The sequence below is a fragment of the Tomitella biformata AHU 1821 genome (assembly GCF_000524475.1).
GTDB classification, from domain to species: domain Bacteria; phylum Actinomycetota; class Actinomycetes; order Mycobacteriales; family Mycobacteriaceae; genus Tomitella; species Tomitella biformata.
Genome location: NZ_BAVQ01000023.1, coordinates 21,882 through 47,834 on the forward strand (window position 1 = coordinate 21,882; position 25,953 = coordinate 47,834).

The 25,953-nt window shown below is 66.9% G+C and carries 20 protein-coding genes; 10 read left to right on the forward strand and 10 right to left on the reverse strand.

Going from position 1 to position 25,953, the window contains the following annotated elements; all coding sequences use genetic code 11:
* Positions 1–55: 55 nt before the first annotated feature.
* Positions 56–550: a transcription elongation factor GreA gene (greA, locus tag TBIF_RS08920; RefSeq protein WP_024794475.1), complete on the forward strand. Its 495-nt coding sequence runs from the start codon at positions 56–58 to the stop codon at positions 548–550.
* A 201-nt stretch (positions 551–751) separates the two neighbouring features.
* Positions 752–943, forward strand: coding sequence for a hypothetical protein (locus tag TBIF_RS08925; RefSeq protein WP_024794476.1), 192 nt, complete (start codon positions 752–754; stop codon positions 941–943).
* Between the two features lie 4 nt (positions 944–947).
* Here the strand turns inward: TBIF_RS08925 and TBIF_RS08930 are convergent, their stop codons facing one another.
* On the reverse strand, positions 948–1,538 hold the full coding sequence (locus tag TBIF_RS08930) for a TetR/AcrR family transcriptional regulator (RefSeq protein ID WP_024794477.1): 591 nt from the start codon (positions 1,536–1,538) through the stop codon (positions 948–950).
* A 99-nt stretch (positions 1,539–1,637) separates the two neighbouring features.
* Here TBIF_RS08930 and TBIF_RS08935 point away from each other — a divergent pair, with 99 nt between their 5' ends.
* From TBIF_RS08935 to TBIF_RS08945, 3 genes are all read left to right on the forward strand, one after another.
* Complete coding sequence (locus TBIF_RS08935) at positions 1,638–2,819, forward strand: phosphotransferase family protein (protein ID WP_024794478.1); 1,182 nt, start codon at positions 1,638–1,640, stop codon at positions 2,817–2,819.
* A 1-nt stretch (position 2,820) separates the two neighbouring features.
* Positions 2,821–3,981, forward strand: coding sequence for an Rv3169 family protein (locus TBIF_RS08940; protein ID WP_024794479.1), 1,161 nt, complete (start codon positions 2,821–2,823; stop codon positions 3,979–3,981).
* A gap of 89 nt (positions 3,982–4,070) precedes the next feature.
* A complete protein-coding gene (locus tag TBIF_RS08945) occupies positions 4,071–4,292 on the forward strand; it encodes a hypothetical protein (RefSeq protein WP_024794480.1) in 222 nt (73 codons plus the stop codon).
* A gap of 78 nt (positions 4,293–4,370) precedes the next feature.
* On the opposite strand, the gene TBIF_RS25665 is transcribed toward TBIF_RS08945, so the two are convergent.
* Together TBIF_RS25665 and TBIF_RS08960 are read right to left on the reverse strand one after the other, a co-directional pair.
* Positions 4,371–4,538, reverse strand: a complete 168-nt coding sequence (locus TBIF_RS25665) for a hypothetical protein (RefSeq protein ID WP_158506328.1) — start codon at positions 4,536–4,538, stop codon at positions 4,371–4,373.
* Positions 4,539–4,870: 332 nt separating this feature from the next.
* Complete coding sequence (locus tag TBIF_RS08960) at positions 4,871–5,245, reverse strand: helix-turn-helix transcriptional regulator (protein WP_024794482.1); 375 nt, start codon at positions 5,243–5,245, stop codon at positions 4,871–4,873.
* Positions 5,246–5,309: 64 nt separating this feature from the next.
* Here TBIF_RS08960 and TBIF_RS08965 point away from each other — a divergent pair, with 64 nt between their 5' ends.
* Complete coding sequence (locus TBIF_RS08965) at positions 5,310–8,831, forward strand: helicase-related protein (protein ID WP_024794483.1); 3,522 nt, start codon at positions 5,310–5,312, stop codon at positions 8,829–8,831.
* Positions 8,832–8,857: 26 nt separating this feature from the next.
* Here the strand turns inward: TBIF_RS08965 and TBIF_RS25670 are convergent, their stop codons facing one another.
* Positions 8,858–9,028, reverse strand: a complete 171-nt coding sequence (locus tag TBIF_RS25670) for a hypothetical protein (protein WP_158506329.1) — start codon at positions 9,026–9,028, stop codon at positions 8,858–8,860.
* A complete protein-coding gene (locus tag TBIF_RS24440) occupies positions 9,012–9,380 on the reverse strand; it encodes a hypothetical protein (protein ID WP_148302214.1) in 369 nt (122 codons plus the stop codon). Before TBIF_RS24440 ends, TBIF_RS25670 begins: the two co-directional genes overlap by 17 nt.
* Before the next feature lie 218 nt (positions 9,381–9,598).
* Here TBIF_RS24440 and TBIF_RS08980 point away from each other — a divergent pair, with 218 nt between their 5' ends.
* Genes TBIF_RS08980 through TBIF_RS08990 form a run of 3 tightly spaced genes read left to right on the forward strand, consistent with a single transcriptional unit; the run spans position 9,599 to position 17,590 of the window.
* On the forward strand, positions 9,599–12,409 hold the full coding sequence (locus tag TBIF_RS08980) for a DUF1156 domain-containing protein (protein WP_024794485.1): 2,811 nt from the start codon (positions 9,599–9,601) through the stop codon (positions 12,407–12,409).
* Between the two features lie 3 nt (positions 12,410–12,412).
* Positions 12,413–15,817 (forward strand): DUF499 family protein, encoded by a 3,405-nt coding sequence (locus tag TBIF_RS08985; RefSeq protein WP_024794486.1) that lies wholly within the window; start codon positions 12,413–12,415, stop codon positions 15,815–15,817.
* A 3-nt stretch (positions 15,818–15,820) separates the two neighbouring features.
* Positions 15,821–17,590 carry a hypothetical protein gene (locus TBIF_RS08990; RefSeq protein ID WP_024794487.1) on the forward strand — a complete coding sequence of 590 codons (1,770 nt, stop codon included), beginning with the start codon at positions 15,821–15,823 and terminating at the stop codon, positions 17,588–17,590.
* 9 nt (positions 17,591–17,599) lie between these two features.
* Here TBIF_RS08990 and TBIF_RS08995 read toward each other — a convergent pair whose 3' ends face one another.
* The 3 genes from TBIF_RS08995 to TBIF_RS09005 all read right to left on the reverse strand — a co-directional run bounded on the left by TBIF_RS08995 (position 17,600) and on the right by TBIF_RS09005 (position 22,008).
* Positions 17,600–17,947, reverse strand: a complete 348-nt coding sequence (locus TBIF_RS08995; protein WP_024794488.1) for a VOC family protein — start codon at positions 17,945–17,947, stop codon at positions 17,600–17,602.
* Positions 17,948–17,980: 33 nt separating this feature from the next.
* Positions 17,981–19,915: an SEC-C domain-containing protein gene (locus TBIF_RS09000; protein ID WP_024794489.1), complete on the reverse strand. Its 1,935-nt coding sequence runs from the start codon at positions 19,913–19,915 to the stop codon at positions 17,981–17,983.
* Between the two features lie 608 nt (positions 19,916–20,523).
* Complete coding sequence (locus TBIF_RS09005; RefSeq protein WP_024794490.1) at positions 20,524–22,008, reverse strand: flavin-containing monooxygenase; 1,485 nt, start codon at positions 22,006–22,008, stop codon at positions 20,524–20,526.
* A 119-nt stretch (positions 22,009–22,127) separates the two neighbouring features.
* On the opposite strand from TBIF_RS09005, the gene TBIF_RS23295 reads away from it, so the two are divergent.
* Positions 22,128–22,736 carry a TetR/AcrR family transcriptional regulator gene (locus TBIF_RS23295; protein ID WP_038170523.1) on the forward strand — a complete coding sequence of 203 codons (609 nt, stop codon included), beginning with the start codon at positions 22,128–22,130 and terminating at the stop codon, positions 22,734–22,736.
* A 25-nt stretch (positions 22,737–22,761) separates the two neighbouring features.
* On the opposite strand, the gene TBIF_RS09015 is transcribed toward TBIF_RS23295, so the two are convergent.
* Both TBIF_RS09015 and TBIF_RS09020 read right to left on the reverse strand, forming a co-directional pair.
* Complete coding sequence (locus TBIF_RS09015) at positions 22,762–24,504, reverse strand: hydroxysqualene dehydroxylase (RefSeq protein ID WP_084611639.1); 1,743 nt, start codon at positions 24,502–24,504, stop codon at positions 22,762–22,764.
* Between the two features lie 255 nt (positions 24,505–24,759).
* A complete protein-coding gene (locus tag TBIF_RS09020) occupies positions 24,760–25,938 on the reverse strand; it encodes a cystathionine gamma-synthase (protein ID WP_024794492.1) in 1,179 nt (392 codons plus the stop codon).
* Positions 25,939–25,953: the final 15 nt, after the last annotated feature.

The window sequence follows — 25,953 nt, forward strand, 5'->3', positions numbered from 1 at the left end:
TCACTGCCACTTGGCCGACGCAAGTCCCGGCCACAAGCACAAGGGAGCGACCAGCATGACCGAGACGCAGGAGACCTGGCTCACACAGGAGTCATACGACCGACTCAAGAGCGAGCTCGACGGCTTGATTGCGAATCGCCCCCTCCTCGCCGCCGAGATCAATGAGCGCCGCGAAGAGGGCGACCTCAAAGAGAACGGCGGCTACCACGCGGCGCGCGAGGAGCAGGGCCAGCAGGAGGCCCGCATCCGTCAGCTCTCGGAGCTGCTGAACAGCGCGAATGTCGGCGTCGCCCCCACCCAGTCCGGTGTGGCCCTCCCCGGCTCGGTCGTCAAGGTCTACTACGACGGCGACAAGTCCGACACCGAGACGTTCCTCATCGCCACTCGCGAGGAGGGCTCCGAGGGCGCCAAGCTCGAGGTCTACTCCCCCAGCTCACCGCTCGGCGCAGCGCTCGTCAGCGCGACGGTCGGCGAGACCCGCGAGTACAGCGTGCCCAGCGGCAAGGTCGTGAAGGTGACGCTGGTCAGCGCGGAGCCGTACCACAACTAGCCCGCAGCAGAACCTAAGGAGCACCTCGCAGCGCGACGCGCGTGGGGTGCTCCTTTTTGCGCTGCCCACCCGGCCGCACACCGCCGCCAATTTCCGAGATCGGCGCTAGAATCGGATCGAGCATCATGCTCGAGGTTTTCAGGAGCGGCAGGGCCGTCGTACCCCGGCGGCCCCCTCCCTGAGGGTCGAAAGGACAGTCCGATGGCATCTGCAGATTCAGCCCACACCGTGCGCACGCTGACCCTGGCGGAGTACCAGGCCTCCCACCCCACGATCCCGATGTTCCCGGCGACTAGCGAGACTGTCGCGAAAGTGGTGATGATCCTCCTCTACGCCCTGATCGTCATCGGCATCGTCTACATCGCCCTGCGCTCGTCCGGCGTCGTCAACTAGCAGGTCAGCGCGGCAGGATCCCATGGAGCACGATGTCAGCGATCGCTGCCGCCAGGGCCTCGGGGTCCTGCTCGTCGCGGACGCACAGTGCGAAGATCGCCGCTCCGGCGATCACGTCCAGCAGCGCGTCCGCGTCCACCCCAGCGCGCAGCACCCCGGCGTCGACACCCTCGAGCACCCGTCGGGCCAGCTCCGCACGGATGGGGTCCAACTGCCGGGTGACCAGAGCCTCCCGCAGCAACGGGTCTGCCCGGGTCTCGCTAATCAGGCCCGGCACCGCCGCGCGCGTCGCCGCATCGCCAAATAGCGCCACCGCGCCGTCGATCAGCGTCCGGGTCTGCTCGGGGACCCCGACGTGGGATTCTGCGGGCTGGTCCAGCACCGGATAGATCGCCTCGTGGACGAGGTGCGCCTTCGAGGGCCACCGCCGGTAGATCGCCGGCCGGCCCACCCCCGCAGCCTGCGCGATCGCCTCGATCGAGGTGCCGGCGAAGCCTCGCTCCACGAGCAGTCGCCGCGCCGCGGAAAGCACCGCCACATCGATCTCAGGATTGCGCTGCGGGCCTAGCCGGTGCACCGATGGCTCGGATGACATTCGGACGAACCCCTTACATTCTAGTGTGATCGGTATTACATTATTACCCTAGCCGTTACATACTGGATCGACTAGCGCGACGACAGCGGGGACACGACATTGACCACACCACCCACAGGCCAGGCCGAGGACTTCAGCGAGTTCTCCCGCCCCAGCGACTCCCGGCATGCCCCTGACGCCCTCGGACGCGGCCTCCAGACCTGGCTCGCGGCACAGCTCGGCGGCGTCGGCGACGTCTCCGTCACCGACGTACGCGTTCCAGATGCCAACGGGATGTCCAGCGAGACAGTGCTTTTCGATGCGGAGTGGACCGAGGACGGAGTGCGCTCGCGGCATCGCCTCGTTGCCCGGATCGCGCCCGGCGACTCCGCTGTGCCGATATTCCCGCACTACGACTTAGACCAGCAGTTCCGCATCATGCGCACCGTCGGCGAAAGCTCCCCCGTGCCGGTGCCCCGCGTGTATTGGTCCGAACCCTCCCCCGCTCCCCTTGGCGATCCGTTCTTCATCATGGAGCAGGTCCACGGCGATGTGCCGCCCGATGTCCTGCCGTACAATTTCGGCTCCTGGCTCACCGAGGCGACGCCGGCGCAGCGCGCCCGCCTGCAGTCACAGTCGATCCAGGTGCTCGCCGATCTACACGCCATCGAGGACCCGGCCGCGAAGTTCCCGCAGCTCTCGGCCAGCGACGACGCCAGCACCGCAGCCAGCGCCCTGCGCGCCCATGTGGCCAGCCAGCGCGCCTACTACGAGTGGGTCACGGCGACGGGTCCCAAGTCCGCGTTGATCGAGCGCGGCTTCGACTGGCTGGAGGCGCATTGGCCCGAGGAATCCGGCCCCGCCGTGTTCTGCTGGGGCGATGCGCGGATCGGGAACATCCTCTATCGCGATTTCACCCCGGTGGGCGTCCTCGACTGGGAGATGGCCACGCTTGGCACGCGCGAGCTCGACCTGTCCTGGACCATTTTTCTACATCGCTTCTTCGAGGACCTCACCACACTCGCCGGCCTGCCCGGGCTGCCGGATTTCCTGCGGCGCGAGGAGGTGGCGGCGCAGTATGAGCAGCGCACCGGCCATACCCCCCGCAACCTCGACTTCTACACGCTGTACGCGGCAGTGCGCCACGCGATCATCATGTTCCGAATCCAGTGCCGCGCCATCGCCTTCGGCCAGTCGGATGCGCCCGCCGACCCAGACGACATGATCCTGCATCGCGCCACCCTCGAGAAGATGCTCGACGGCGTCTATTGGTCTGAACTAGCTGAAAGGCAGGTGGGCTGAGATGCTCTCGCCCCTTGACGACTTCCCTGTGCACCAGATCGCCGAGGTCATCCGGCACGTCGGCACCTCGGACCGCAACTTCTATGACCGCTACTACTTCAACTGCTATCCGCAGCCGGGCATGGTCGAGGACCCGCTGTTCCTCATCATCGGGCTCGGCCAGTACCCCAACCTTGGCGTGATGGACGCGTTCGCGGTGCTGCGCCGCGGAGACGACCACATTGTCTTCCGCGCGTCCAAGGCGCTCGGATCCGACCGGATGGACCTGAATGTGGGCCCGCTGCGGGTCGAGGTGCTCGACGGCCTGCATCGGCTCCGCATCGTGCTCGCCCCGAATGCGCAGGCCCCGAACCTGTCCTTCGACCTGACCTTCCAGTCCAATATCCCCGCCGCGTTGGAGTCCCGCCACTTCGTCCGCCAACTCGAGCGCGTCACGTTCGACACGCAGCGCTTCGTCCAGACCGGCACGTGGAGCGGCGAGCTCACCGTCGACGGCATCACCACGCCCGTCACCCCCGACGCGTGGCTCGGCAACCGCGACCGCTCCTGGGGCGTGCGCCCCGTCGGCGAGGCGGAGCCGCCCGGCCGCCGCGGCGACCCCGCCGAGACGGCGCGGGCGAACTTCTTCTGGATCTACGCCGTCATGCAGTTCGAGGAGTTCTCGGTCAGCATGATCATCCAGGAGGACGCCGAGGGCCGGCGCATCGTGGAGGACGCCACCCGCATCTGGCGGGACAAGGCTCATCCGCCGGAGTGGCTGGGCAGGCCGGAGCATGAGCTCGTCTTCCAGTCCGGCACCCGCGAGGTCGCCTCCGCCACCCTGACGTTCCGCCGTCCTGGCCCCGTCGGCCAGCCCGACTACAGCATCATCGTCGCCTGTGATCCCGTCCTCCCCCACTATCTGGGTGTCGGAACCGGCTATGGGCTGGAACAAGATTGGCGCCATGGCATGTGGCAGGGCGACCTCGTGGTGCAGGGATTGCGCCACAAGGTCGACGAGATCGAGCCCTGGAAGAAGATGATGTGCCCGGTGGACAACCTGGCGCGGTTCACCCTGACCGAGCACGGGGCCGACCAGCATGGCACGGGACTGCTGGAGGTTGCGGCGATCGGCCCGCACGCGAGATATGGCTTCGCCGGCATGGGCGATGTCGCGCCCTGAACCGAAACGACTGCACACCACGCCATTATTCGGCACACTGAAGAGCGGCTCGGAAATGCCGAGGCGGTGCTCGATGAAAGGACGCTGAGATGTCAGTTTCGATGGAACTCGGGAAGGTCCTAGACAAAGCGTATGAGGGCAAATCGCTGGACGAGGTGCTGGCGGCTCCGCCGTCCGCTCTCGCCGGGCTGACCGAGAAGCACGACACGATCCTCAAGGACCTCGGGATTAAGACCATCAAGGACATGGGCACCAACAAGTACTTCGCGCTAGCCAACGCCCTCGCTCAGGCCGGCACATACCAGGGCTGATCCGCTACGACGCATCATCTTTGAGGTGCCCGGACGATGGCCGGTCGGGGTGATTATCCCGGCCGGCCACGCAGATTCTCAGCGGGAGGTCGGCGGGGAGTCCGCTCCGGCGTCCTGACGCTCCCGCCTGGTGGCGTTTGCCAATCGCACGATCTGGTCCGGGGTCTCGCGTCCCAGCTTGTCATTGATCTCGATGGTCAGCTGAGCCGCGATCACCTGCGCCTTAGTTACCTTGACTTTAGTCATCGGTTTCCTCCCATCCTTGTTCGAAACCAGTATTGCCCCGATCGCTCTCAGCCGCCAGTGGCTGGTCGTATACGGCCACCAACACTTCCAAGATCGCGGCCAACTCGTCTCGACCAGCGAGTTCGCTCCGAGAGACACTCTTCAAAACGACCGTCCCAACCTCCGCATGTTGCATTCGAGAATCCAGTGCCAGTTCAGTCGCCCACTGGAAACATCGCCACCATTCCTCGCGACGGCCCTGGACCTCCCGCTGCGCGGTAGCCCGATCCCCCGACCGCCACGCCAACAGCGCGGATAGCCACGCCCCGTCTGAAATTGCTGCCGCGAACCTGTTAGCGCGTGATCTCGGGCTTCTCGCCGATGGTCAGCCGTCGGGTCATCTCGACCTCGACCTCTGTCCAGGACAGGTCGTTGGCGGTCTCGCGGGATCTACGCTGCACCTGCCCGCCGACATCGGGGATTAGCATCTCCGGCGGCACGCGCAGGGTTTGGGCCAGCGCGAAAATGGTGGAAAGGTGCGGGTCCCCGCAACCGTCGTCGCGGCTGACGTTGCGCTCCAAGTTCGACACCGTGTTGCGGTGCACTCCGCTCATGTGCGCCAGCTGTTCCTGGGTGAGATTGCGGTGCTTCCGGAGCCAGCGAAGACGGTTGGCGAAGGAGAGTCCGTAGCTCTGCCAATCGAGCTCGCCTGCCTCCGTTCGCGTCACCCCATCACGCTGTCGTAGCCGCGGGCTATTGTCTGCACACCATGTTGTGCAAGGAGTGTGAGTGATGCCGCAGCCCAACGCCGCGAACCTGCCCGCCCGTCTGGAGGACCTCGAGTCCGGTGTCCGGGCGGTCGGCATCGCCGCCGAGCCGGTCGCGGTCCTCGCCGTCGTCAGGCACGGCTCAGACGCCGCCACTGTCACTTACAAGACGGCCGACGGCGTCCTCGGCGAGCGGCTGCTCTACCGCGCCGACGAGACCGCGCTGGCCATCGAAAGCCCCCAGAGCCGTTGGGGGTTCACCGCCGACGCCGCCGATTTCCGCCTGGCTGCCGAGGCCCTGCGCATCCGGATGGCGGGCCTGCATGACCCGATGCTCGCGGTCTCCTCCAGCGACGTCCGCCCGCTGCCGCACCAGATCCGCGCGGTCTACGGCGAGCTGCTCCCCCGCACCCCGCTGCGATTCCTACTGGCCGACGATCCCGGCGCCGGCAAGACCATCATGGCCGGGCTCTACGCCAAAGAGCTGATGCTGCGCGGGGACCTCACGCGCATGCTCATCATCGCGCCCGGCGGGCTCGTGGAGCAGTGGCAGGACGAGCTCGACTCGAAGTTCGGGATCCGTGCGGAGCTGCTCTCCCGCGAGATGTTCACCGGTGCCGTCGACGGCAACCCCTTCCAGCGCCACCCGCTGCTGATCGCCCGCATGGACCAACTCGCCCGCAACGAGGAGCTACTGGAGCACCTCGAGCACAGCGAGTGGGACCTGGTCGTCGTCGACGAGGCCCACCGGATGTCCGCCAGCTGGTGGGGCGGCGAGCTGCGCAAGACCAAGCGCTATGAGCTGGGCCAGCAGCTCGGGCGGATCGCCCGGCACCTGCTGCTGATGACCGCCACCCCGCACTCGGGCAGCGAGGAGAACTTCCAGACCTTCCTCGCGCTGCTGGACCCGGACCGGTTCGAGGGCCGCTTCCGCGCGGGCGCGCACTCCACCGACACCACCGGGCTGATGCGCCGCATGGTCAAGGAGGAACTGCTCACGTTCGAGGGCAGGCCGCTGTTCCCGGAACGGATCGCGGAGACCGTGCCGTACACACTCTCCCCCGGCGAGCTGGACCTCTACGAGTCCGTGACCCAGTACGTGCGCGAGGAGATGAACCGCGCAGACTCGCTCGACGGTCCCCGCAACCGCACCGTCGGGTTCGCGCTGACCGTCCTGCAGCGTCGGCTCGCGTCGAGCACCCACGCCATCCTGCGCTCTCTTGAGCGACGGCGGGAGCGCCTGCGCGCCAACAGGGTCGAGATGCTCAACCCCACCGTTGCGGCACCGAAGGCCCTGGACTGGGCCAAGCTCGACGATCCCGAGGAGCTCGACGCCGCCGAGGCCGAGGATCTCGAGGAGAAGGTGGTCGACGCCGCCACCGCGTCGCGCACCGTCGCGGAGCTCGACGTGGAGATCAAGCTCCTCGGCAACCTCGTGGAGCTGGCGACCCGGGTGCGCGACGCCGGCGAGGACCGCAAGTGGGCGGAGCTGCGCTCGCTGCTGCTGGACAAGAACCTGCTGCGTGACGAGAGCGGGGCCCCGCGCAAGCTCATCGTGTTCACCGAGCACAAGGACACGCTGTATTACCTGACCGACCAGATCCGCAACGTCCTCGGCCGCGAGGAGGCCGTGGTCACCATCCACGGCGGCACTCCGCGCGAGGAGCGCCGCCGCATCCGCGAGGCATTCACGCACGATGCCGGCACCCAGGTCCTGGTCGCCACCGACGCCGCGGGCGAGGGCCTGAACCTGCAGGCCGCGTACCTGATGGTCAACTACGATCTGCCGTGGAACCCCAATCGGCTGGAGCAGCGGTTCGGCCGCATCCACCGTATCGGTCAGGAGCACGTGTGCCGGCTGTGGAACCTCGTCGCTGAGGGCACCCGGGAGGGCCAGGTGTTCACCAGGCTGCTGGCGAAGATGGAGGAGCAGCGCCGCGCATACGGCGGGAACCTGTTCGACGTGCTGGGCGACGCGTTTGAGGATCGGCCGCTGCGGGACCTGCTGATGGACGCGATCCGCTACGGCGACGACCCCGCACGCGCCGCCGAACTCGAGGCCGTGGTGGACGCCGAGGTCGCGCATGGTCTGGAGGATCTACTGGCCGAGCGCGCGCTGGCCCGCGAATCCCTCGACCCGCACGAGCTGGCGCGGATGCGCCGCGAGATGGACGAGGCCCATGCCCGACGCCTCCAGCCCCACTACATCGAGCTGTTCTTCCGCGAGGCCTTCACCCGGCTCGGTGGGCGCATCTCCCCGCGCGAGCGACAGCGCTTCGAGATCTCCAATGTGCCCGCGGCGCTGCGCAACCGGCAGCGGCCGGGGGCCTTCCAGCCATTAACCACGAAATATCAACGGGTGACGTTCGAGCCCAGTTCTGTCGATAGTGGGGCTGCGCGCGCCGAGCTGCTCGCGCCCGGGCATCCGTTGATCGACACGGTGCTCGACACGACCCTCGAGAACCACCGCGGCACCCTCGAGGCGGGTTCAATGTTGTTCGCCCCCAACGATTCCAGCGCGCAGCCCCGGCTCATCGTGGCGCTCACCGGGGAGATCACCGACGGTACGGGGACTGCGGTCAGCAAGCAGTTCGCCTTCGTCTCGCTCACTCCGGACGGCACCGCCACCGATTCCGGCCCCGCGCCGTACCTGGACACCGAGCCCCTGCCCGCCTCGGCGAAGTCTGTGGCTGAGGAGGTCATGGCGCAGCCCTGGCTCGCGGGCGGCGTGGAGCAACTGGCGACGTCGTGGTCGATCACCCACGCCCAGCCCGCGCACCTCGACGAGGTCCGCCGCCGGATGCTGCCAATGGTGGAGAAGACCCGCGCCGCCGTCCGCCAGCGGCTCGTCTCGCAGGTGAACTACCTCGACGGCGAGGCCACCCGGCTGCGCGAGGAGCTCGATGCCGGCAAGGGCAAGAAGCGCGGTCAGAGCCCGGATCGGCTGGAGTCACGGGCGCGCGAGCTGGAGCAGCGGCTGCATCAGCGTGTTGCCTTATTGGACGCCGAGGCGCAGCTGGCGGCCAAGCCGCCGACGATCGCAGGGGCGGCGCTCGTCATCCCGGCGGGCATGCTCCCACTCGATTCCGAGTTCCCGCCTGGCTCCGATTTGGTACCGGCATCTGAATTGCCCCTGGTGCCCGCGTCCTTCGCCCGCGACACCGCGGTGACCGACCGCCGGGCCGTCGACGCGGCGCTGGCCGCCGAGCGGGCCCTGGGCCGCGAGCCGGAGGAGATGTCGCATTCGAATCCCGGCTTCGACATCCGCTCCACCGCCGCCGACGGCTCGACGATCTTCATCGAGGTCAAGGGCCGGATCGTCGGTGCCGCGGACTTCTTCATCACCTACAACGAGATGCTGTACGGCAAGAACATCGCGCAGAACCACCGGCTGGTGATGGTCTCGGTAAGCCCGGACGGGCCTGAGCACGATCAGCTGCGGTACCTGGTGGACCCGTTCCGGTCGATCGACATGGGCGGCTTCCCCGCAACGACAGTGCAGGCCAGTTGGCCGAAGATGTGGAAGGCAGGCGGCGGTCCCGTGTGAGGGGGCCGGTGTGAGCCTGCCCTGGATCAGCTCGCCGCGCGCGGCATCTCCCTCGCACTGCCCCGCTCATCGTCCTGCCCGAGCTTGGCGATCTTGACGATCCACTCGGGCGTCTCACGGCCGTCCTCGATGTCCATGTCCACCCGAAGTTGGGCGGCCATGACCTGAGATCGAGTGACCTTAACTTTCCGGCTCACCGTCACCCTCCGTTCTGTCCAGCACGTACTCGGTGTTAGCGGAATCTGCACCATCAGCCTGCGTCTCGCCCAGCATACTGTCCAGCACCGCGCGGACTGCGTCTCTCTCCGGATACTCCGCCAGCGGACTTCGTCGAATCACCCGCAAGAGCGCCGCTCCAGACTGGGCTCTGTTCTCCCGCTCATCTAGCGCCAACTCCGTCGACCACTGGAACCGACGCCACCACTCCTCACGCTTCCCCTGCACCTCGCGCTGCACGGTGGCCCGAGCGCCCGACCTCCAGGCCAAGAGCGCGGACAGCCATGCCCCGACCACCGCGAACCCCGTCAACACCGCCTGTAGTGCCTCCATAGCGGAATTGAACATCAAGGGTCTGACATCGATTCCGGGAAGTGTGTCATTCGCGAACTGTCTGGCGAGCGAGTGCTGTAGTCACCCCGCGGCAGGTGGTCCTCGCTCGCCGCTGCGGGTCAACGATATGCCGGTCAACCGGTCTGCGATGATCAACTAAAGCACAACACGTTGTGCTCACCTCCTTGCAGCATCGCGCCTTGACCGATCGGACCTCCATGCTTGACGACACACAATACGTTGTACCTCGACGCAAGTTGATCGAGGTGGCGTTGCCGTTGGAGAAGATCAACAAGGAGTCCGCGCGCGAGAAGTCCATCCGCCACGGCCACCCGTCCACGCTGCATTTGTGGTGGGCCCGCCGCCCGCTCGCCGCGGCCCGGGCAGTCCTGTTCGCGCAGCTCGTCGATGACCCGTCATCGTTCCCCGATCGTTTCCCCACCGAAGAGGCAGTCACCGCGGAGCGCAAGCGGCTCCACGACGTCATCGAGCGGCTCGTAGTCTGGGAGAATTCCAATGACGAGGCCCTACTGAGCGAGGCCCACGCGGAGATCCTTAAGTCGACCGACGGCAGTCCTCCGCCAATTGTGGACCCCTTCGCCGGCGGCGGCACCATCCCGCTCGAGGCTCAGCGACTCGGCCTCGAGGCGCACGCCTCGGACCTCAACCCCGTCGCAGTGCTCATTAACAAGGCGCTGATCGAGATCCCGCCGAAGTTCGCTGGCCAGCCACCCGTGTTCCCCGGTGCCGCGGAGTCTCAGATCAATGACTGGCCTCGTGCAACCGGCCTCGCCGAGGATGTCCGGCGATACGGCCAGTGGATGCGGGACGAAGCCGAGAAGCGGATCGGGCACCTGTACCCAAAGGCGAAGTTGCCCGACGGCTCGGAGGCGACGGTGATCGCGTGGATCTGGGCGCGCACTGTCACCTGCCCCAACCCTGCCTGCGGGATGGGGATGCCGCTGGTGCGGTCGTGGTGGCTGGGCAAGAAGAAGGGCAAGGAGGCATACGTCGTACCTACAGTCGTCGACGGCAAGGTCGAGTTTTCGATTGGCGACGACACTTCGCTCGCCCCCACCAAGGAGACTGATGGCACCGTCGGACGCACCGGAGCAATCTGTATCGGATGCGAGTCAGCAGTGGAGCTGAAATACATTCGCGCCGAGGGGCGATCAGGCCGTATGGGATCCCAGCTGATGGCGACTGTGGCGGAGGGCAAACGGACGCGGATTTACCTCGCGCCCACCGCGGCGCATGAGGCTGCAGCACAAATCGCGAGGCCAGCGAATGTTCCTGATGGTGAACTCGCAAAGAACCCTCGTGATTTCAAAACGCCAAATTATGGCATGACGACATTCGCCGACTTATTTACTCCACGCCAGCTGACCTCGCTCACAACCTTCAGCAACCTAATATCTGAAGCCCTTGAGAAAATCCGAGCGGACGCCCTCGCTACCGGGATTCCATACGGCTATGGTCTCGAGACAGGTGGAGTTGGAGCCGCCGCGTACGCCGATGCCGTCACTACGTACCTTGGCTTCGCGATCAGCCGCATGACCAACAAATCCTCAACAATCTGCTCGTGGGATTCAAGCCCGAAAATGGAGGCCGTTCGAAGCGTCTTCGCCCGGCAAGCGCTTCCAATGAGCTGGGACTTCGCTGAATCTAGCCCCTGGGGTGGATCTGGAGGCGATTTCGTTGAGGACCTCCAGTGGGTGAGCCGGGCACTTCAGCGGATACCAGCCACCGGCGTAGCCTTCGCGACGCAGGCCGATGCCATCGACGCTGCGAGCCAGAAGGCCCTCATTTCAACTGACCCTCCCTACTACGACAACATTGGCTACTCAGACCTTTCTGATTACTTCTATGTCTGGCTTCGACGATCTCTGCGCTCGGTCTATCCCGAATTAATGAGTTCAATGCTCGTACCAAAAGCTGACGAACTTGTGGCTAACCCCTACCGACACAATGGCAAAGCGGGAGCACACAAGTTTTTCGAAGATGGATTCCGAGAAGTGTTCCGTCGCGCCCGCAACTCCGCTTTAACAGATTTTCCAATTACCGTCTACTACGCATTCAAACAGCAAGACACGACAGACAGTGGACAGGCTTCTACAGGTTGGGAAACCCTTCTTGAAGGAATGATTCAGTCCGGTTGGGTGATCACCGCAACCTGGCCTATCCGAAGCGAACTCAGCAACCGCATGATCGGATCCGGAACTAACGCCCTCGCCTCCTCAATCGTCCTCGCTCTTCGCCCTCGTCCTGTTGATGCGCCCACCACCGACCGCCGCGGCTTCATTAACGCACTCAAGGACGAGTTGCCGACCAAGCTCAAGGAACTCCAACAAGGCGCTATCGCCCCCGTCGACCTACCCCAAGCCGCAATCGGACCCGGCATGGCGGTCTTCTCCCGCTACTCCGGCATCCTCAACGACGACGGCACCAAGATGACCGTGCGCGCCGCGCTCGCACGGATCAACGAGATCCTCGACGACGTCCTCAGCGCGCAAGAGGGCGACTTCGACGGCGAGACCCGCTTTGCCATCGCCTGGTTCCGTCAGCATGGTTTCGATTCCGGGGCATTCGGCGACGCCGATAACCTCGCCCGCGCCCGCAACGCCTCGATCGACCACCTGGAGCGGTCCGGGATCCTCAGCAGCCGCGCGGGCAAGGTCAACTTGTACTCCCCCGAGTCCCTCGACGAGGTCTACGGGGACAAGCTCTATGACCCGGCCACCGACGAGCAAATCAGCACCTGGGAAGTCGTCATGCACGCCTCCCTCGCACTCACATCTAAGGGCCTGCCCGCCGCCGCGCAGCTGTTGGCGGCCGTCCCCGCGTCCATCGACCGCGACCTGTGCAAGGAACTCGCGTTCCTGCTGTTCGCCATCGCCGAGGACCGCAAGCAGACCGCCACCGCCGTCGCGTTCAACGCGCTCGGCACGGCGTGGAACGACATCGTCGCCGAGTCGCGCAACGCCGCGCCCAGTGGCGAACTTCAGCTCGATTTCACTGGAGAGGACTGACCCATGGCACTGAGTAACCGCGACCGCGTCAATAAGGCACTCGAGCTCCTCGGCCCGGCTCTCGATCGATTTATCACCGGGGCTGTGGCAGAGAAGGTCCAAGAGGGGCAAGACTGGACTCTAATGCTGGCGGCCGCCGACGTCGGCAAGGGCGGCGCGACGAAGAAGTACAACCCCATCGACCCGGCTAACGGCCTGCGGATGATCACCGACAACATCCCGAATCGGGCCATCTCCGGCTGGTACCCGTTCAGCAAGGTGCTGTCGCGGCCCGAGCAGAGCCTGGCCAGCGAGCTGCGCGAGATCCGCAACCTCAACGCGCACAATGAGCCATTCACCATGGACGACGCGTACCGCGCTCTCGACACCGCAGAGCGCTTCCTCCTCGCGGTCGGCGCGCCCGCAGAGGCGGAGGAGGTCAAGCGATCCCGTCTAGACCTGCGCCGCCTGTCCTCCGCCCAAGAGGACCGCAAGGTGGTCAAGGCGTCGGGCACCACCGAAATCGGCTCGACGGGTCTCAAGCCGTGGCGCGAGGTGCTGCGCCCGCACAACGACGTGGCCAGCGGCAATTTCCACGCCGCCGAGTTCGCGGCGGACCTGTCGATGGTCGCCCGCGGCGAGGGCGACCCCGAATACACGGACCCCGTCGCGTTCTTCCAGCGCACCTTCCTCACCCAGGGCCTGCAGGACCTCGTGGTGCGCGCGGCCAAGCGTCTGTCCGGTGACATGAACGCCGCGCCGGTGATCAACCTGCAGACCAACTTCGGCGGCGGCAAGACGCACTCGATGCTGGCGCTGTGGCATCTCGCGTCGGACACACCCCTCATCGACTTCCCGCAGGAGGTCCAGGACACGCTCGCCGGGCATGACCTGCAGGCCGACGTCAAACGCGTGGCGCTCGTCGGCACCCAGATGCAGGCCGGCCAGCCGAACAGGATGCCCGACGGCACCCTGGTTAACACCATCTGGGGCATGCTCGCGTGGCAGCTCGGCGGGGCCGAGGGCTACGCGATGGTCGAGGAGTCCGACCGCAACCGCACCAACCCCGGCAACCTGCTGCGGGACCTGTTCGAGCGCTTTGGCCCCTCGATCATCCTCATCGACGAGTGGGTCGCCTACGCTCGCCAGCTCTACGGGCGCGACGACCTGCCCGGCGGCACCTTCGACACGCAGTTCAGCTTCGCGCAGTCGCTCACCGAGAACGCGAAGGCCGTGCCCGGCACGCTCGTCGTGATCTCCATCCCCGCCTCCGCCGAGATGAAGGAGGGCGAGTATGTCGGGGATGAGGAGGAGGTGGGCGGCGAGAACGGCAAGGAGGCGCTGCGCCAGCTCCAGAAGTACATCGGCCGCGTCGCCGAGCAGTGGCGGGCCGCGAACGCGGAGGAGAGCTTCGAGATCGTCCGCCGCCGGCTGTTCGAGACGCCCGATGCCGCGGCGCTCGCCCAGATCAACGCCACCGCGAAGGCGATGGTGGGCTTCTACCGCGACAACGCCGCCGAGTTCCCCCGCGCGGTGCGGGAGAACGACTACGAGGATCGGATCCGCCGCGCGTACCCGATCCACCCCGAGCTGTTCGACAGGCTCTACGAGGACTGGTCCACGCTAGACCGCTTCCAGCGCACCCGCGGCGTGCTGCGGCTGATGAACACCATCGTCGGGCAGCTGTGGCGGGACAACGACTCCGCGCCGCTGATCATGCCCGGCTCCGTCCCGCTGCGCGCGGACAAGGTCATCACCGAGCTCACCCAGTACCTCGACGACAAGTGGAAGGCGCTGATCGACACCGATATCGACGGGGACCACTCCGCGCCCGCCGAGGTCGACCTCGCCAATCCCCTTCTCGGCCAACGGCACACCACGCAGCGGCTCGCCCGCACCGTGTTCATGGGCGCCACCCCGACGCTGTCCTCCGCGCACAAGGGCCTCGAGCGCCAGCGCGTGTTCCTCGGCGCCGCGCTACCTGGGGACGTGCCCGGCAACTTCCACTCCGCGCTCAACCACCTGGCCAACACAGCCACGTTCTTCTACAACTCCAGCGCGCTGTATTGGTATGACACACAGGCAAACACGACCCGCACCGCGCGCGATCACGCCGAGCGCCTCCACAAGGAGGACGTGTACGTGGAGGTCACGCGGCGGCTGCAGACGCACCGCAAGACCGCGTCCGACGGCTTCGTAGGCGTGCACGTCACCCCCGAGTCGTCCGCAGAGGTGCCGGACACCGACGAGGTCCGCCTGGTGATCGCGCCGCCCTCGCACGTGCATGATCGCAAGCGCAAGGCCGAGTCCCCCGCCGTGGTCTGGGCGCGCGAGGTCACCGAGCACCGGGGCAGCGCCGCCCGCGGCCACCGCAACACCGTCGTGTTTCTCGCGGCCGACAGCGCACGCTGGTCCGAGCTCGACAGTGCGGTCCGCGACTTCCTCGCCTGGTCCTATGTGCGCGACAACGCCGAGGGCGCGCTGAACCTCACCTCCCAGCAACGCCAGCAGGCGATCGAGCGTGTTGCCACCCACGACCAGACCGTCCTGGACCGGCTACTGCAGACCTACCAGTGGGTGCTGGCACCCACGCAGTCCGACGCCGCGCGGCCGTTCGAGATCGAGGCACTCAAGGCCGAGGGCTCCAACCCGCAACTCGCCGACCGCGCCGCGACGAAGCTCCGCAACGAGAGCCTGCTGGTCCTCCAGCGCGGGGCCAAGCTGATCCGCCACGATCTCGACGGCCGGCTCCGCCCGGTATGGGATCGCGACGGGCACATCAACTTCGGGCAGCTGTGGGAGTACTACACCACCTACCCGTACCTGTCCCGGATGCGCGACCGCTCGGTCCTGGAATCAGGCGTCATGTCCGTCTACGACGAGATGTACTGGACCCAAACGGGATTCGCGTTCGCGGACAGCTGGGACGGCGAGCAGTACGTCGGGCTGGTCCTGCCCACCGACACCGCAACCCCGCCGTCGACCACCGACTCGATGCTGCTCGTGCGGCCCGATCTGGCTGAGGCGCAGCGCCAGCGCGAGATCGAGGAGCTCGAGGAGACCGATGATGGCGATACCGGCTCCGACGGCACGAGCGAGGACGACGGACCCGATGCCCCGGACAGTGACCCCAATCCTGAGCGCGGGAGCGGCGGCCGTCCTAAGCCGCCACCGCCCCCGGCCGAGAAGCCCAAGCTCCGCAGGTTCTTCGGCTCGACGGTCCTAAATCCGGACTTCTACGGCCGCGATTTCAGCAAGATCACCCAGGAGGTGATCCAGAACCTCGCCGCGGTGGACGGAGTCCAGCTGGAGGTGCGGATCGAGATCACCGCGACCACCACCGAGGGCTTCGACGAGTCCAAGGTCCGCACTGTGAGCGAGAACGCCAACACGCTCAAGTTCGAGCAGTCGGGCTTCGAGGGGGAATAGGCGATGCTGGGGTACCGGTCGTTCTTCCGCGTCCAGGACGAGCCAGATGTCGACGCTGTGGTGACGTCGAAGGTCTTCGCTTGGTTGCAGAGCAAGAAGTGGGATGCCGGAAAGATCATCGAGGGCGAGTCCGCGGCCATCGCCGCTGGGGTGACCGGCGTCCTGCTGCGGACTTCGCACGACGACGGCTCCCAGACCTCGAGATTCCGCTTCGTCGAGGATGGGCAGGGAGGGGTCTGGACGACGGAGATCACCAGCCACCTGTATCCGTCGGGCCGCGACGGCTGGGTGTGGCTGGACATCGACTGCCCCGGCGACGCCAAACGGCCGAACGCCCCGAGGCTGGCCAAGGACCTGCTCACGGCGCTGCCCGCCCGCGACGGCGCGCATCGGCTCACCCCGTCCGCAGTGCCGGCCTTCACCGGCGACGTTGGCCGAATCCAGTCGGCGCTGGTCGACCCGGCTCGCCGCGGGATGCTCTTCCTCGCCGGCACCTCCGACGGCATCCCGCACACGCAGTGGGCCGAGTACGTGTCGAGCGTGCTGCGCGAGACCGTCGGGCTCGCATCGGCCTACGTCCTCGACGCGAAGGCCACCGCGGCGTTCAATTCCGTACTGCCCGCGTCGCACTGGGTCGCCCCGGGCACCATCCGCACCTATCTGCCCGGTGTTCGCGTCGACGACCCGCTCGACGGCGTCCGGCACCGCGTGCTGTCCACGGAGCGCATCGTCCGGGACAAGCAATTCCTGCTGCGCCGCCTCCTCGCGCATCGCGCGCAAGACCTCACCATCACGGTGCCTCTGTCGGCCGAGGCGACACGTGTCGACCGCGTGCTGCGCGCCGATCTCGATAATCTGCTGGTGGAACAGTCCGCGCCACGTCCTCCCGCGCCGTCCACTCCAACCCCCACCGCTCCAATCCCGTCCACCACGACCACGCCGGGCCGCGATTCGTCCTCACTCACCATGCAGGTGCTGCGGTTCGCCGAGAGCATCGCCGACGCCGCACTGAAGTCGATATCGGCCGTGAGCGACACGCTGCTCGATGTCAGCCGTGTGCGATCTTCGTTGCACAACAGGCTCCGTGACCTCGAGAATGAGGTCTTTGAGGCTGTCGAGATGGGCGAGGGCCTGCGGGCGCAGCTGGAGGATGAGCAGCTGGAACGCGTCGTCGCCGACCAGGAACGTCTCGACGCCGAGAGCGCGCTCCGCAACCTTCGTAATGAGCTGTCCAAGTCCGGGCAGGCGGAGCTCGCCTGGACCGTCCCCGAGGCCGATCCACTGGACCTTGTCCCGGAGAGCCTCGACGACTTGATCCTGCGTTTCACAGACCTGGAGTTCGTCGAGTTCACCGGTGACGCCGCCATTACCCACTCGCTCGAGCAGCACGACCCCGTCGGGCGTTGGGCCTCCAAATGCTGGGAGGCGCTGCTCGCGGCCAACGACTATGGCCGTGTCTGCGCCGAGCACGGCTGGCCGGGGAACCTGCACAGCTACCTGGAGCAAACCCCGCCGGGCCATCGCGGGTACTCCGCCCAGCGGCATGCCCGCGACGAGTCGGAGTCCGTCAGGAACTCGAAATTGCGGGAGCTCCGGTACTTCCCCGTCCCGAAATCGGTGAACGATTCGGGCGACGTGTTCATGGCCGCGCACTTCAAGATCGCGCAGTTCCAGCGGATCAGCCCCCGCCTGCACTACTTCGACGACACCGCGAAGTCCGGCAAGATCTACGTCGGCTACATCGGCCCGCATCTGGAGACCTCGCGAACCTGAGAACCGCCGTCAGCGATGCGCGAGCACGTTGACCACGTTGCCCGCCGCGTCGCGGTAGAAGTATCGGCGCACCCCCCAGTCCTCGTCGGTCAGCGGATGCACAATCTCCACCCCGCTCGCCAGCGCGAGTGCATGGTGCGCGTCGACGTCGTCCACCTCGACGGAGAGCGCCGGGTTGCAGGGCGCCGTCAGATCCTCGGTGATCAGGCTCAGTTGCATCGATTGGTCCGGGCGAGCCAGCGTGGCTATCCATCCGTGGTTCATGACGACCGTCAGGCCGAGTGTGTTGGCGTGCAGCGCTATCGCCGCGGCAAGATCGCGCACCGTCAGAACTGGGACCACCCGTAGAACCGTCATGACCTCAGGTGTACCCGCCCTAGAGATCGCGCGCTACGAATTGGCCTCGCCGCCCGCCGCCGGCGCGAACCGCGCGCTGAGCAGCTCGACCAGGTCGAAGATGTCGGGGCCGTCGTCCGCGTCCTCGGCGATGGCGTCGAGCAGTGCCACCAGCTGATCGCGCTGCTCCGGCTCAACGGGCTGGAGGCCGCCGAACAACTGCAGCTCGTCGCCAACCGGGGTGACGCGGGTGCAGACGAGGTCTCCGACCTGCACCTGGCTACTCCCCTTGTGCTCGATGACCTCAGTCGTGAGGTCGGTACGCACGTCGCGCAGCGTCATCCCTTCGCCGGGGGCCGTCGCGAGCACCTCGTACACCGACCGCTCGGTCTCAAGCCATGCCGCGGCCATCTCGCGCTCGGACTCTGGCAGCAGCTCCCCGAACCACTCGAGGTACACACCGAGCACGCCGCCGTCGATGAGCGCCACGTCGAATAGCAGCCCGTCAGCCATGGCCCGCAGGGTGGCGTCACCGTCGGCCCAGTGCTCCGCGCGGATGGCCACGAGCTCTTCCAGCGTGGAGCTGAACTCGCTCTCGTGCAGGAACACGACGCCCTTCTGCGTCAGCCACTGCGCGTGCTGGTCGGCTGTGAGATCCGACTTGCCGAGGTGGCAGGACTTGTACTTGCGGTCGGATCCGCACCAGCACTTGTCATTTCGGCCCAGCTCCGGGCGGTCGACGGGAAGGAACTGCCCGACGAACTCGTACAGCGGGTCCTCTGTGCCTTCCTCGATGCGGCCGAGCAGCGACTGCACGCGGACGGCGTCGCCGCGGATGGAGCTGAGTCGCGCGAGGTCCTCCACCGCCGGGTACCACTCGCCATCAAGCTCCAGCACCGACTCGAGCAGGCGCTCCGACTCCAGGACTCGCCCGCCGTTGAGCGCGGCACGCGCCGCGAGCCATAGGGCGCCGACGCGGCCCTTCCTCGGACCGCTTTCGGCGATGAGCTCCGCCGCAGCGCCGATGCTCGGTCCGACGGTGCCGTCGGACACCACGGACTCGAGCGCCGCGATGGCCACGTCGGGGTTGCCGAACTCGCTAAATTCGTTGAGCTTCTTCGGCTTGAGGATCTCCGGGTCCACCGCGTCGGGATCGCCGCCGAGCTGCTTCGCGAGCTCGATGAATTTGACCACCGCGAGCGCCTGCGGCTCTGTCAGGTCGTAGGTGTACTGCAGGGCGGAGAGGTTGAAGCTGCGCCGGTGCGCCGCGAAGTCGAAGCCCACGCGCGCGATGAAGTCGGAGTCGCACTCGAAGCCCGCCGCCGCCAGCAGCTCGGTGATTGGTGCCGCCGGGACGCGAAAGATGTCGGGGTAGTCGCCCATCGTCTGCCAGATGACGCAGTCGAGCATGCCGGCCGACTTCACGGGCACTGCGGCCTCGAGCCCCGCCGTCAAGCTCACGTCCGCGAGGGCGTCTGGCTCTACGAGGCTCAGCACCCCGCCAGCGCACTCGAACGCGATGAGGTCGCCGGGGCTGTTGCCCTCCAGCAGACCGCGCGGCAGCAGCAGTCCGACGCCCGTCGGCCATTCCGGGGCGCCGTGCATGCGGGGCTCGATGAACTCGTCGTGGATGCCTGCGACCACCAGCAGCATGTCGTCAGCCAGCTGCGGCGCGCCCACAATCGCGGACAGGTCCGGAATGATCGCGACGATCTCCGACGCGATCTCGGCCTCGGTCAGTCGGTGCGTCAGGACCCGGCCCTCGATGAGCTGGTCCAGCACGGCGTTGCGGCCGTCCTCGAAGTACGCGAGGTTCTCGCTGTCGAAGTCCTCCGCCAGCTCCAGCAGTTCCTCGGGGGTACCGAGTCCCGCGTGGGCCATCAGCGCCGCCCACTTCTCGGCGGTCACGGGGCCGTGCTCACGCAGGATGTCCAGGGCGGCGTCGGCCACCTGGTCGGCAAGATTCGTGGAATCGACAGAGTCAGTCACAGTGCCCAAACTATCAGGGCGGCGACAAGCCCAGCACCTCCCCGACGGGTCGGGTCAGCCGCGGCCTCCCGAGGAGTAATCCCGCCGAGCGCCAGGATCCTGCGCAGCGGCGGGTCGCACAGGCCTCATCGAGGTGTTAGCTCCGGCAGGCTCGGTATTTCCGTTCTCGGGACCCGCCAGCGCGCACCATTCGCAAGTCACGCGGGCTTGCGGCTGTCTCCTGCGCGACCCCTACGTTCCGCGGGCACCCGACGCCCGCACAGCCGGGAATCGAGGCGATGGGGGCTGGGTTTCGCCCGCTCGTGCGGTCAGAGACGGCCCTCGTTCACTGCGACCTGGGTAAACGAACTAGTGGCGTGGCCAAGGTCTTCACGAGCGGGCGCCCGACCTGCGATTGTTATTCAGGAACTGCCTGAATCCCCCCGTTGGTGAAGGCTGACCGGCCGCCTCCACTCGCGCGACCTGGGCTTTTCCGGCGACACCCGATTCGGGACTCGTTCCCCGGGGGATTTCGGGTGCCAGGTGCGCCTGAATGAGGGGATACGGACGTTATCTGCCCGCGCAACGTAGGCCCGCGGCAAGACTATCCACAGTGGGATCGGCGGGAGTCAGGCGTTGAGCTTGTACGACTCCAGCGGGAACCGCCCCGCCTCGCGGAAAGCGTTGACGGTGGACGTCGGGCGCAGGATCGCGGCCTCGCCGTGCTGGTTGAAGTAGTAGCTGCGCGAGGTCTCACAGCTGCCCTGGTAGAACACCGAGTCGCCCAAGTTCGCCGTCATCCGGTCCAGGAACTCCGCATTGGCGGCCTCGGTCACCTCGAACACGTCGGAGCCTGTGTTGCGCATCTCGCCGAAGAGCCGGCGCATGTGCTTCATCTGCGACTCGATCGTCGTGAAGTAGGACAGACCGCTGTAGGAGTAGGGGCTGGCGAGCGTCAGGAAGTTCGGGAAGTGCGGCACCGCGACGCCCTCGTAGGCCTGGAAACGGTTGTCCCGCCACCACTTCCCGAGGTTGCGACCCTCTCGGCCGAGGATTTCGATGGCGGGGAAATTCACGTCCCACAGATTGAAGCCGGTGGCGAGCACGAGGGTGTCGATCTCGGTCTTCCGGCCGTCCGCGGTGACGATGCCGTCGGGCTCGATGCGCGCGATGGAGTTGGTCTCCAGTCGCACATGGGATTTCGTGAACGTGCGGAAGTACGAGTTCGAGAAGGTGGGGCGCTTGCAGCCGAAATCGTAGTCGGGCGTCAACTCCGCGCGCAGCTTGGCGCTGGGGATCTGACGTCGCATGTGGCCCTTGGCCGCGAGCTTCGCGCCGTTGTTGATGAACTTGGCCTGCTTGAAGTGGAGGACGGCGCTGACCATGACGCCCTCGAGGACCGTGCTCATCGCGGCACGGGCGGCCTTCTGCGTGGCCGGGACCCGGGCGAAGACCTTCTGCACCATGCGCGGCATCGCGAAGTCCACCTTGGGCAGCACCCAGATGGCGGTGCGCTGGTAGACGGTGAGCTCGGCGACCTTCTTGGCCAGCTCGGGGATCAGTTGGACGGCGGTGGCCCCGGTGCCGATGATCGCGGCCTTCTTGCCGTTCAGCTCCACGGAGTCGTCCCACGCGGTGGTGTGGATGACGGTGCCCGCGAACGAGTCGATACCCGCAATCTTCGGCACCTGCGGCTGTGAGAGGAAGCCGGTCGCCGTCATCAGGTAGCGGGCGGTGACGGGCTCCTGCCCCTCGGTGGAGACGACCCAGTGCCGCTCCTCCTCGTCCCAGCGTGCGCCCTGCACAACGGAGTCGAAGCGCATATGGCGGCGCAGGTCGTACTTGTCCGCCACGTGCTCGGCGTAGCTCTTGAGCTCCGTGCCGGGCGCGAACAGGCGGGACCAATACGGGTTCGGCTCGAAGGAGTACGAGTAGGTGACCGATGCGATGTCCACCGCCAGCCCCGGATAGCGGTTCACATGCCAGGTGCCGCCCAGATCGTCCTCACGCTCGAGGATCAGCAGGTTGCCCAGGCCGAGCTCCTTGAGTTGGATCGCGGCGCCCATGCCCCCGAACCCCGCGCCCACGATCACTGCGTCGTACTGCGGTGCCATGTGACTATCTCCTCGCGTCGTGGCCATCCCCGCCCCTTAAGCAAGAGGGAATGACACATCATTCCGTTACGGAATACGCTATCATTCTACTCGTGACCACCGCAGTGTCTAGAGCCCGAATGACGAGAGCCGAGCGCAAGCGCGCGGAGATGCGCCAGGAGATCCTGGACGCCGCCTTCGACTGCTTCGCCGAGCGCGGCTACCACGCCACCGCCATCGCGGATATCGCGGCAAGCCTCGGCATCGGGCACGGCACCTTCTACCGCTATTTCGAGAACAAGCGGGACATCATCAGCCATGTGATCGACGGGCTGATCGGCCGGATCGTCGCCGCGCTGGCCACCGAGAACGCGCCCGACGCGGCCAACACCCTCGACGAGTACCGCGTCCAGGTCAAGCGCATCGGCGATGCCCTCACCAGCATTTTCTTCGAGGACCCCCGCATCCCCCGGCTACTGCTGTTGCAAGCGCCCAGCGTCGACGCGGAGCTGACCCAGCGCATGCTCGAGTTGCTCGATGGCGCGACGGCGCTGACCGCCGCCTACCTCGCCCACGGCGTCGACCGGGGATACCTGCGCGCCGACCTCGACATCGACGGCACGTCCACGGCCATCAACGGCATGATCCTGGCCAGCGCCATCCGCGGACTCCGCTCCCCCGACCGCGCCGCGATGACCAGACTGAACACTGCGATCCAGCAGTTGATGTTCCACGGCCTCGCGTCCTAACGGCCCACCTCAGCCGACGACCCGTTCAGCCCACGTCCAGGAGATGCGGCAACCCGGACTTGAACCGCGCGGCGTCGAGCGCACGCATCGGCCCCAATTCCGGCGGCTCGTGCAGCGTGAACATCGGGCACGGCGCGGCGGTCGAGTCCGCGGACTCCAGCAACGCGTTCACCGCGGCGCGGGCAGACTCGTTCGCGCCCTCCATGGTCGCGAGATCGATGTTCGTGCGCACGTAGTCCCCCGCCAGAAACAGGTTCGGCACCGCGGTCCGGGTGTGCGGGCGGCTGTCCCACGAGCCGACGGTGTTCACTAGCAGCGGTGTCTCGTTGTCGTTCTCGCCGCGCGACTCGTTCCAGGCGATGCCGGGGTCGAGGAACCACGAGAGCAGATCCTCATCTCGCAGGGTCTCCGCGCCGTCGTCGTTGAGGCTGCGCTGCATCTGCGCCCAGGTCTCGCTGGCAATCTCCTCCCGGGTGCAACGTCGGGCGGGATTGCCGTACAAGATGCCGGGCGTGTCCCAATCGGAGATGTCCACCGATAGGCACTCCCGCGCCTGGCCGTCGCCGTAGGTAGCGGCGAAGTCGGACCGCCAGAACTGCGCCTGGCTGATCGACGTGAGCGCCCACGGCGAGCCCAGATAGGCCAGGTGCCCGTGCGCGATCGGCGTCGGGGTGCGGAGAAAGTACTGGATGCCGACCATCCAGTCGACCACCAGTTCCCGCATCTGAACCAGACTCGGGTCCACCGACAGGACCTCCGGCGTCCACAGATCGACGGCCCGCTCGACGGGCATCGCCGAGACGAACCAATCCGCCTCCACCTCCTGGCGCGCGCCACCCGAGTCCACGGTCATCGCCGCGGCCACCTGGCCGGACCGCATCCGCAGCCCCGCGACCGTTCTGCCCATCTCGAACCGCACGCCCAGGGCCGACAGGTGCGCCACCCACGGGTCGATCCAGGCCTCGTTCGTCGGCGCGGACAGCAGCCGGTCCGCGTGCGCCCCGTACGAGGGGACGATGCCGGCGGCGTTCAGGACGAAGGCCTGCCCTACCGTGCCGATGGTCCGGGTCGAGCTCATCGACGGCTTCGCGGCCACCAGCTGGCGGGTCAATGCGCTGACCAGAACGCTTTGGTAGGCCGCGGATTTCCCCTCGGCGCGTAGCGTCTCCTCCCACGAGGCGTATTCCCACTGTCCGAAGCGGCGCTCGATGCTGCTGGTGAGGAAGACGACGAGACGGTCCACAAACCAGCCGACCTCCGCCGGCGGCAGCGAGGAGCCCAGCGTGAACATGGCGGTCAGCGAGGATCGGAGCGTGTCCGGGTTGGTGAAGTCCATCGGCAGCGGGCCTGCGATGGACATCGGCGCGGTCAGGTCGGGCTGGCCCACCATCGACAGCCGTGCGGCCGAGGCTCCCACCAGGTTGTCCAGCACGCCATTGGCATTGCCGGCGAACGGAATTCGGGCCATCGTCTCCGGGATGTGCTGATAGAAGCCAGGGAAGAACCGGAAGCCGTGCTCCCCGGGAAGGTCCCGGCGGCCGCCCGTGCCGGTGCCCTGCACACCCATGCTGCGCGCCTTGCCGCCGAGCGCCGACGGCTCGAACACGGTGACCTCGAAGCCGCGCTCGATGAGCTCGTGCGCCGCGGCCAGCCCCGCCATCCCCCCGCCGAGTATCGCGACGCGCTTCCCGTTCGAGCGGCGCGCGGGCGCGGCGCCGGCCACCGGAGATCCCACCGCCAGGCCGATCGCGGCGCCCGCCCCTGCCATACCGACCGCGCCCAGCAACTTCCGGCGGGTCAGCACCGGACCGGTGAAGGTCGAACTCCTCTGACCGTCCTCGTATCTCGCCACGATTTTCCCCCATCGGTCGGCGCCCAAGACCGCGCACCGAGGGCGCCAACAACCGTTGTCAGTTTGCGCGATGTGTAATTGTTAACACATCTTCTGGCCACCGGCGTGGAGAAAGGACGAATCCACCGACCTCCTGGCCGGTGGATTCGCGCGCAATTCTGGAAAGTTCGACTACAGCCCTTCGAGCGCCTGCTCGATATCGCCGAGCAAGTCGGAGGCGTCCTCGATGCCCACGGACAGGCGCACCAGGTTGTCCGGGACCTCCAGCAGCGAGCCGGCGGTGGACGCGTGCGTCATGGCGCCGGGGTGCTCGATCAGCGACTCGACCCCGCCCAGCGACTCCGCGAGGGTGAAAAGCTCTGTGCGCGCGCAGAAGTCGAGCGCGGATTGCTTGCCGCCGGACAGCTGCACCGAGATCATCCCGCCGAAGCGTCGCATCTGCTTGGCGGCGACCGCGTGGCCCGGGTGGCTCTCGAGCCCCGGGTAGAGGACCTTGTCGATGGCCGGATGGCCGGTGAAGAACTCCACCAGCTTCTCGGCGTTGTCGCAGTGCCGCTCCATGCGAACTGCGAGGGTCTTGAGCCCACGCATCGTCAGGTACGCGTCGAACGGGCCGGGCACCCCGCCGGAGCCGTTCTGCAGGAACGCGAGGGACGCGTCCATCTCCTCGCTGTTGGTGATCAGCGCGCCGCCGACCACATCGGAGTGTCCACCGATGTACTTGGTGGTCGAGTGCAGCACGACGTCCGCGCCCAGAGTCAGCGGCGTCTGCAGGTACGGGGACGCGAAGGTGTTATCCACGACCATCTTCGCGCCGCCGGCATGGGCGATCTCGGCGATCGCCGTGATGTCGCCGACGTTGAGCAGCGGGTTGGTGGGCGTCTCGATCCAGACCAGCTTCGTGTTGGGGCGCATCGCCGCACGCACCGCGTCGAGGTCGGTGATGGGGGCCGGGGTGTACTCGATCCCCCACTGGCTGAATACCTTGTCGATCAGCCGGAATGTGCCGCCGTAGGCGTCGTTCGGGATGACGAGGTGGTCGCCGGGCCGCAGCTCCGCGCGCAGCAGGCAGTCCGTCGCAGCCATGCCCGAGGCGAAGGCGCGGCCGAAGGTCCCGGACTCGACCGCCGAGAGGTTGGCCTCCAGCGGGCGCCGCGTCGGGTTGCCGGTGCGGGCGTACTCATAGCCATCGCGCATCACGCCGACGCCGTCCTGCGCGAAGGTCGAGGACGCGTAGATCGGCACGTTGACGGCACCGGTCAGCGGGTCGGGCTCATAGCCCGCGTGGATTGCTCGGGTGGAAAATCCTTGCCACGAGGTGGAATCGGCCGTACTGCGCTGCTCACTCATGATTGACACCCTAGT

Excerpts from the sequence above, each read along its gene's own strand:
- greA (WP_024794475.1), top strand. The coding sequence starts at position 56 with ATGACCGAGACGCAGGAGACCTGGCTCACACAGGAGTCATACGACCGA.
- TBIF_RS08925 (WP_024794476.1), top strand. The coding sequence starts at position 752 with ATGGCATCTGCAGATTCAGCCCACACCGTGCGCACGCTGACCCTGGCG.
- TBIF_RS08930 (WP_024794477.1), bottom strand. The coding sequence starts at position 1,538 with ATGTCATCCGAGCCATCGGTGCACCGGCTAGGCCCGCAGCGCAATCCT.
- TBIF_RS08940 (WP_024794479.1), top strand. The coding sequence starts at position 2,821 with ATGCTCTCGCCCCTTGACGACTTCCCTGTGCACCAGATCGCCGAGGTC.
- TBIF_RS08945 (WP_024794480.1), top strand. The coding sequence starts at position 4,071 with ATGTCAGTTTCGATGGAACTCGGGAAGGTCCTAGACAAAGCGTATGAG.
- TBIF_RS25665 (WP_158506328.1), bottom strand. The coding sequence starts at position 4,538 with ATGACTAAAGTCAAGGTAACTAAGGCGCAGGTGATCGCGGCTCAGCTG.
- TBIF_RS08965 (WP_024794483.1), top strand. The coding sequence starts at position 5,310 with ATGCCGCAGCCCAACGCCGCGAACCTGCCCGCCCGTCTGGAGGACCTC.
- TBIF_RS24440 (WP_148302214.1), bottom strand. The coding sequence starts at position 9,380 with ATGGAGGCACTACAGGCGGTGTTGACGGGGTTCGCGGTGGTCGGGGCA.
- TBIF_RS08980 (WP_024794485.1), top strand. The coding sequence starts at position 9,599 with ATGCTTGACGACACACAATACGTTGTACCTCGACGCAAGTTGATCGAG.
- TBIF_RS08985 (WP_024794486.1), top strand. The coding sequence starts at position 12,413 with ATGGCACTGAGTAACCGCGACCGCGTCAATAAGGCACTCGAGCTCCTC.
- TBIF_RS08990 (WP_024794487.1), top strand. The coding sequence starts at position 15,821 with ATGCTGGGGTACCGGTCGTTCTTCCGCGTCCAGGACGAGCCAGATGTC.
- TBIF_RS08995 (WP_024794488.1), bottom strand. The coding sequence starts at position 17,947 with ATGACGGTTCTACGGGTGGTCCCAGTTCTGACGGTGCGCGATCTTGCC.
- TBIF_RS09005 (WP_024794490.1), bottom strand. The coding sequence starts at position 22,008 with ATGGCACCGCAGTACGACGCAGTGATCGTGGGCGCGGGGTTCGGGGGC.
- TBIF_RS23295 (WP_038170523.1), top strand. The coding sequence starts at position 22,128 with ATGACGAGAGCCGAGCGCAAGCGCGCGGAGATGCGCCAGGAGATCCTG.
- TBIF_RS09015 (WP_084611639.1), bottom strand. The coding sequence starts at position 24,504 with ATGGCAGGGGCGGGCGCCGCGATCGGCCTGGCGGTGGGATCTCCGGTG.
- TBIF_RS09020 (WP_024794492.1), bottom strand. The coding sequence starts at position 25,938 with ATGAGTGAGCAGCGCAGTACGGCCGATTCCACCTCGTGGCAAGGATTT.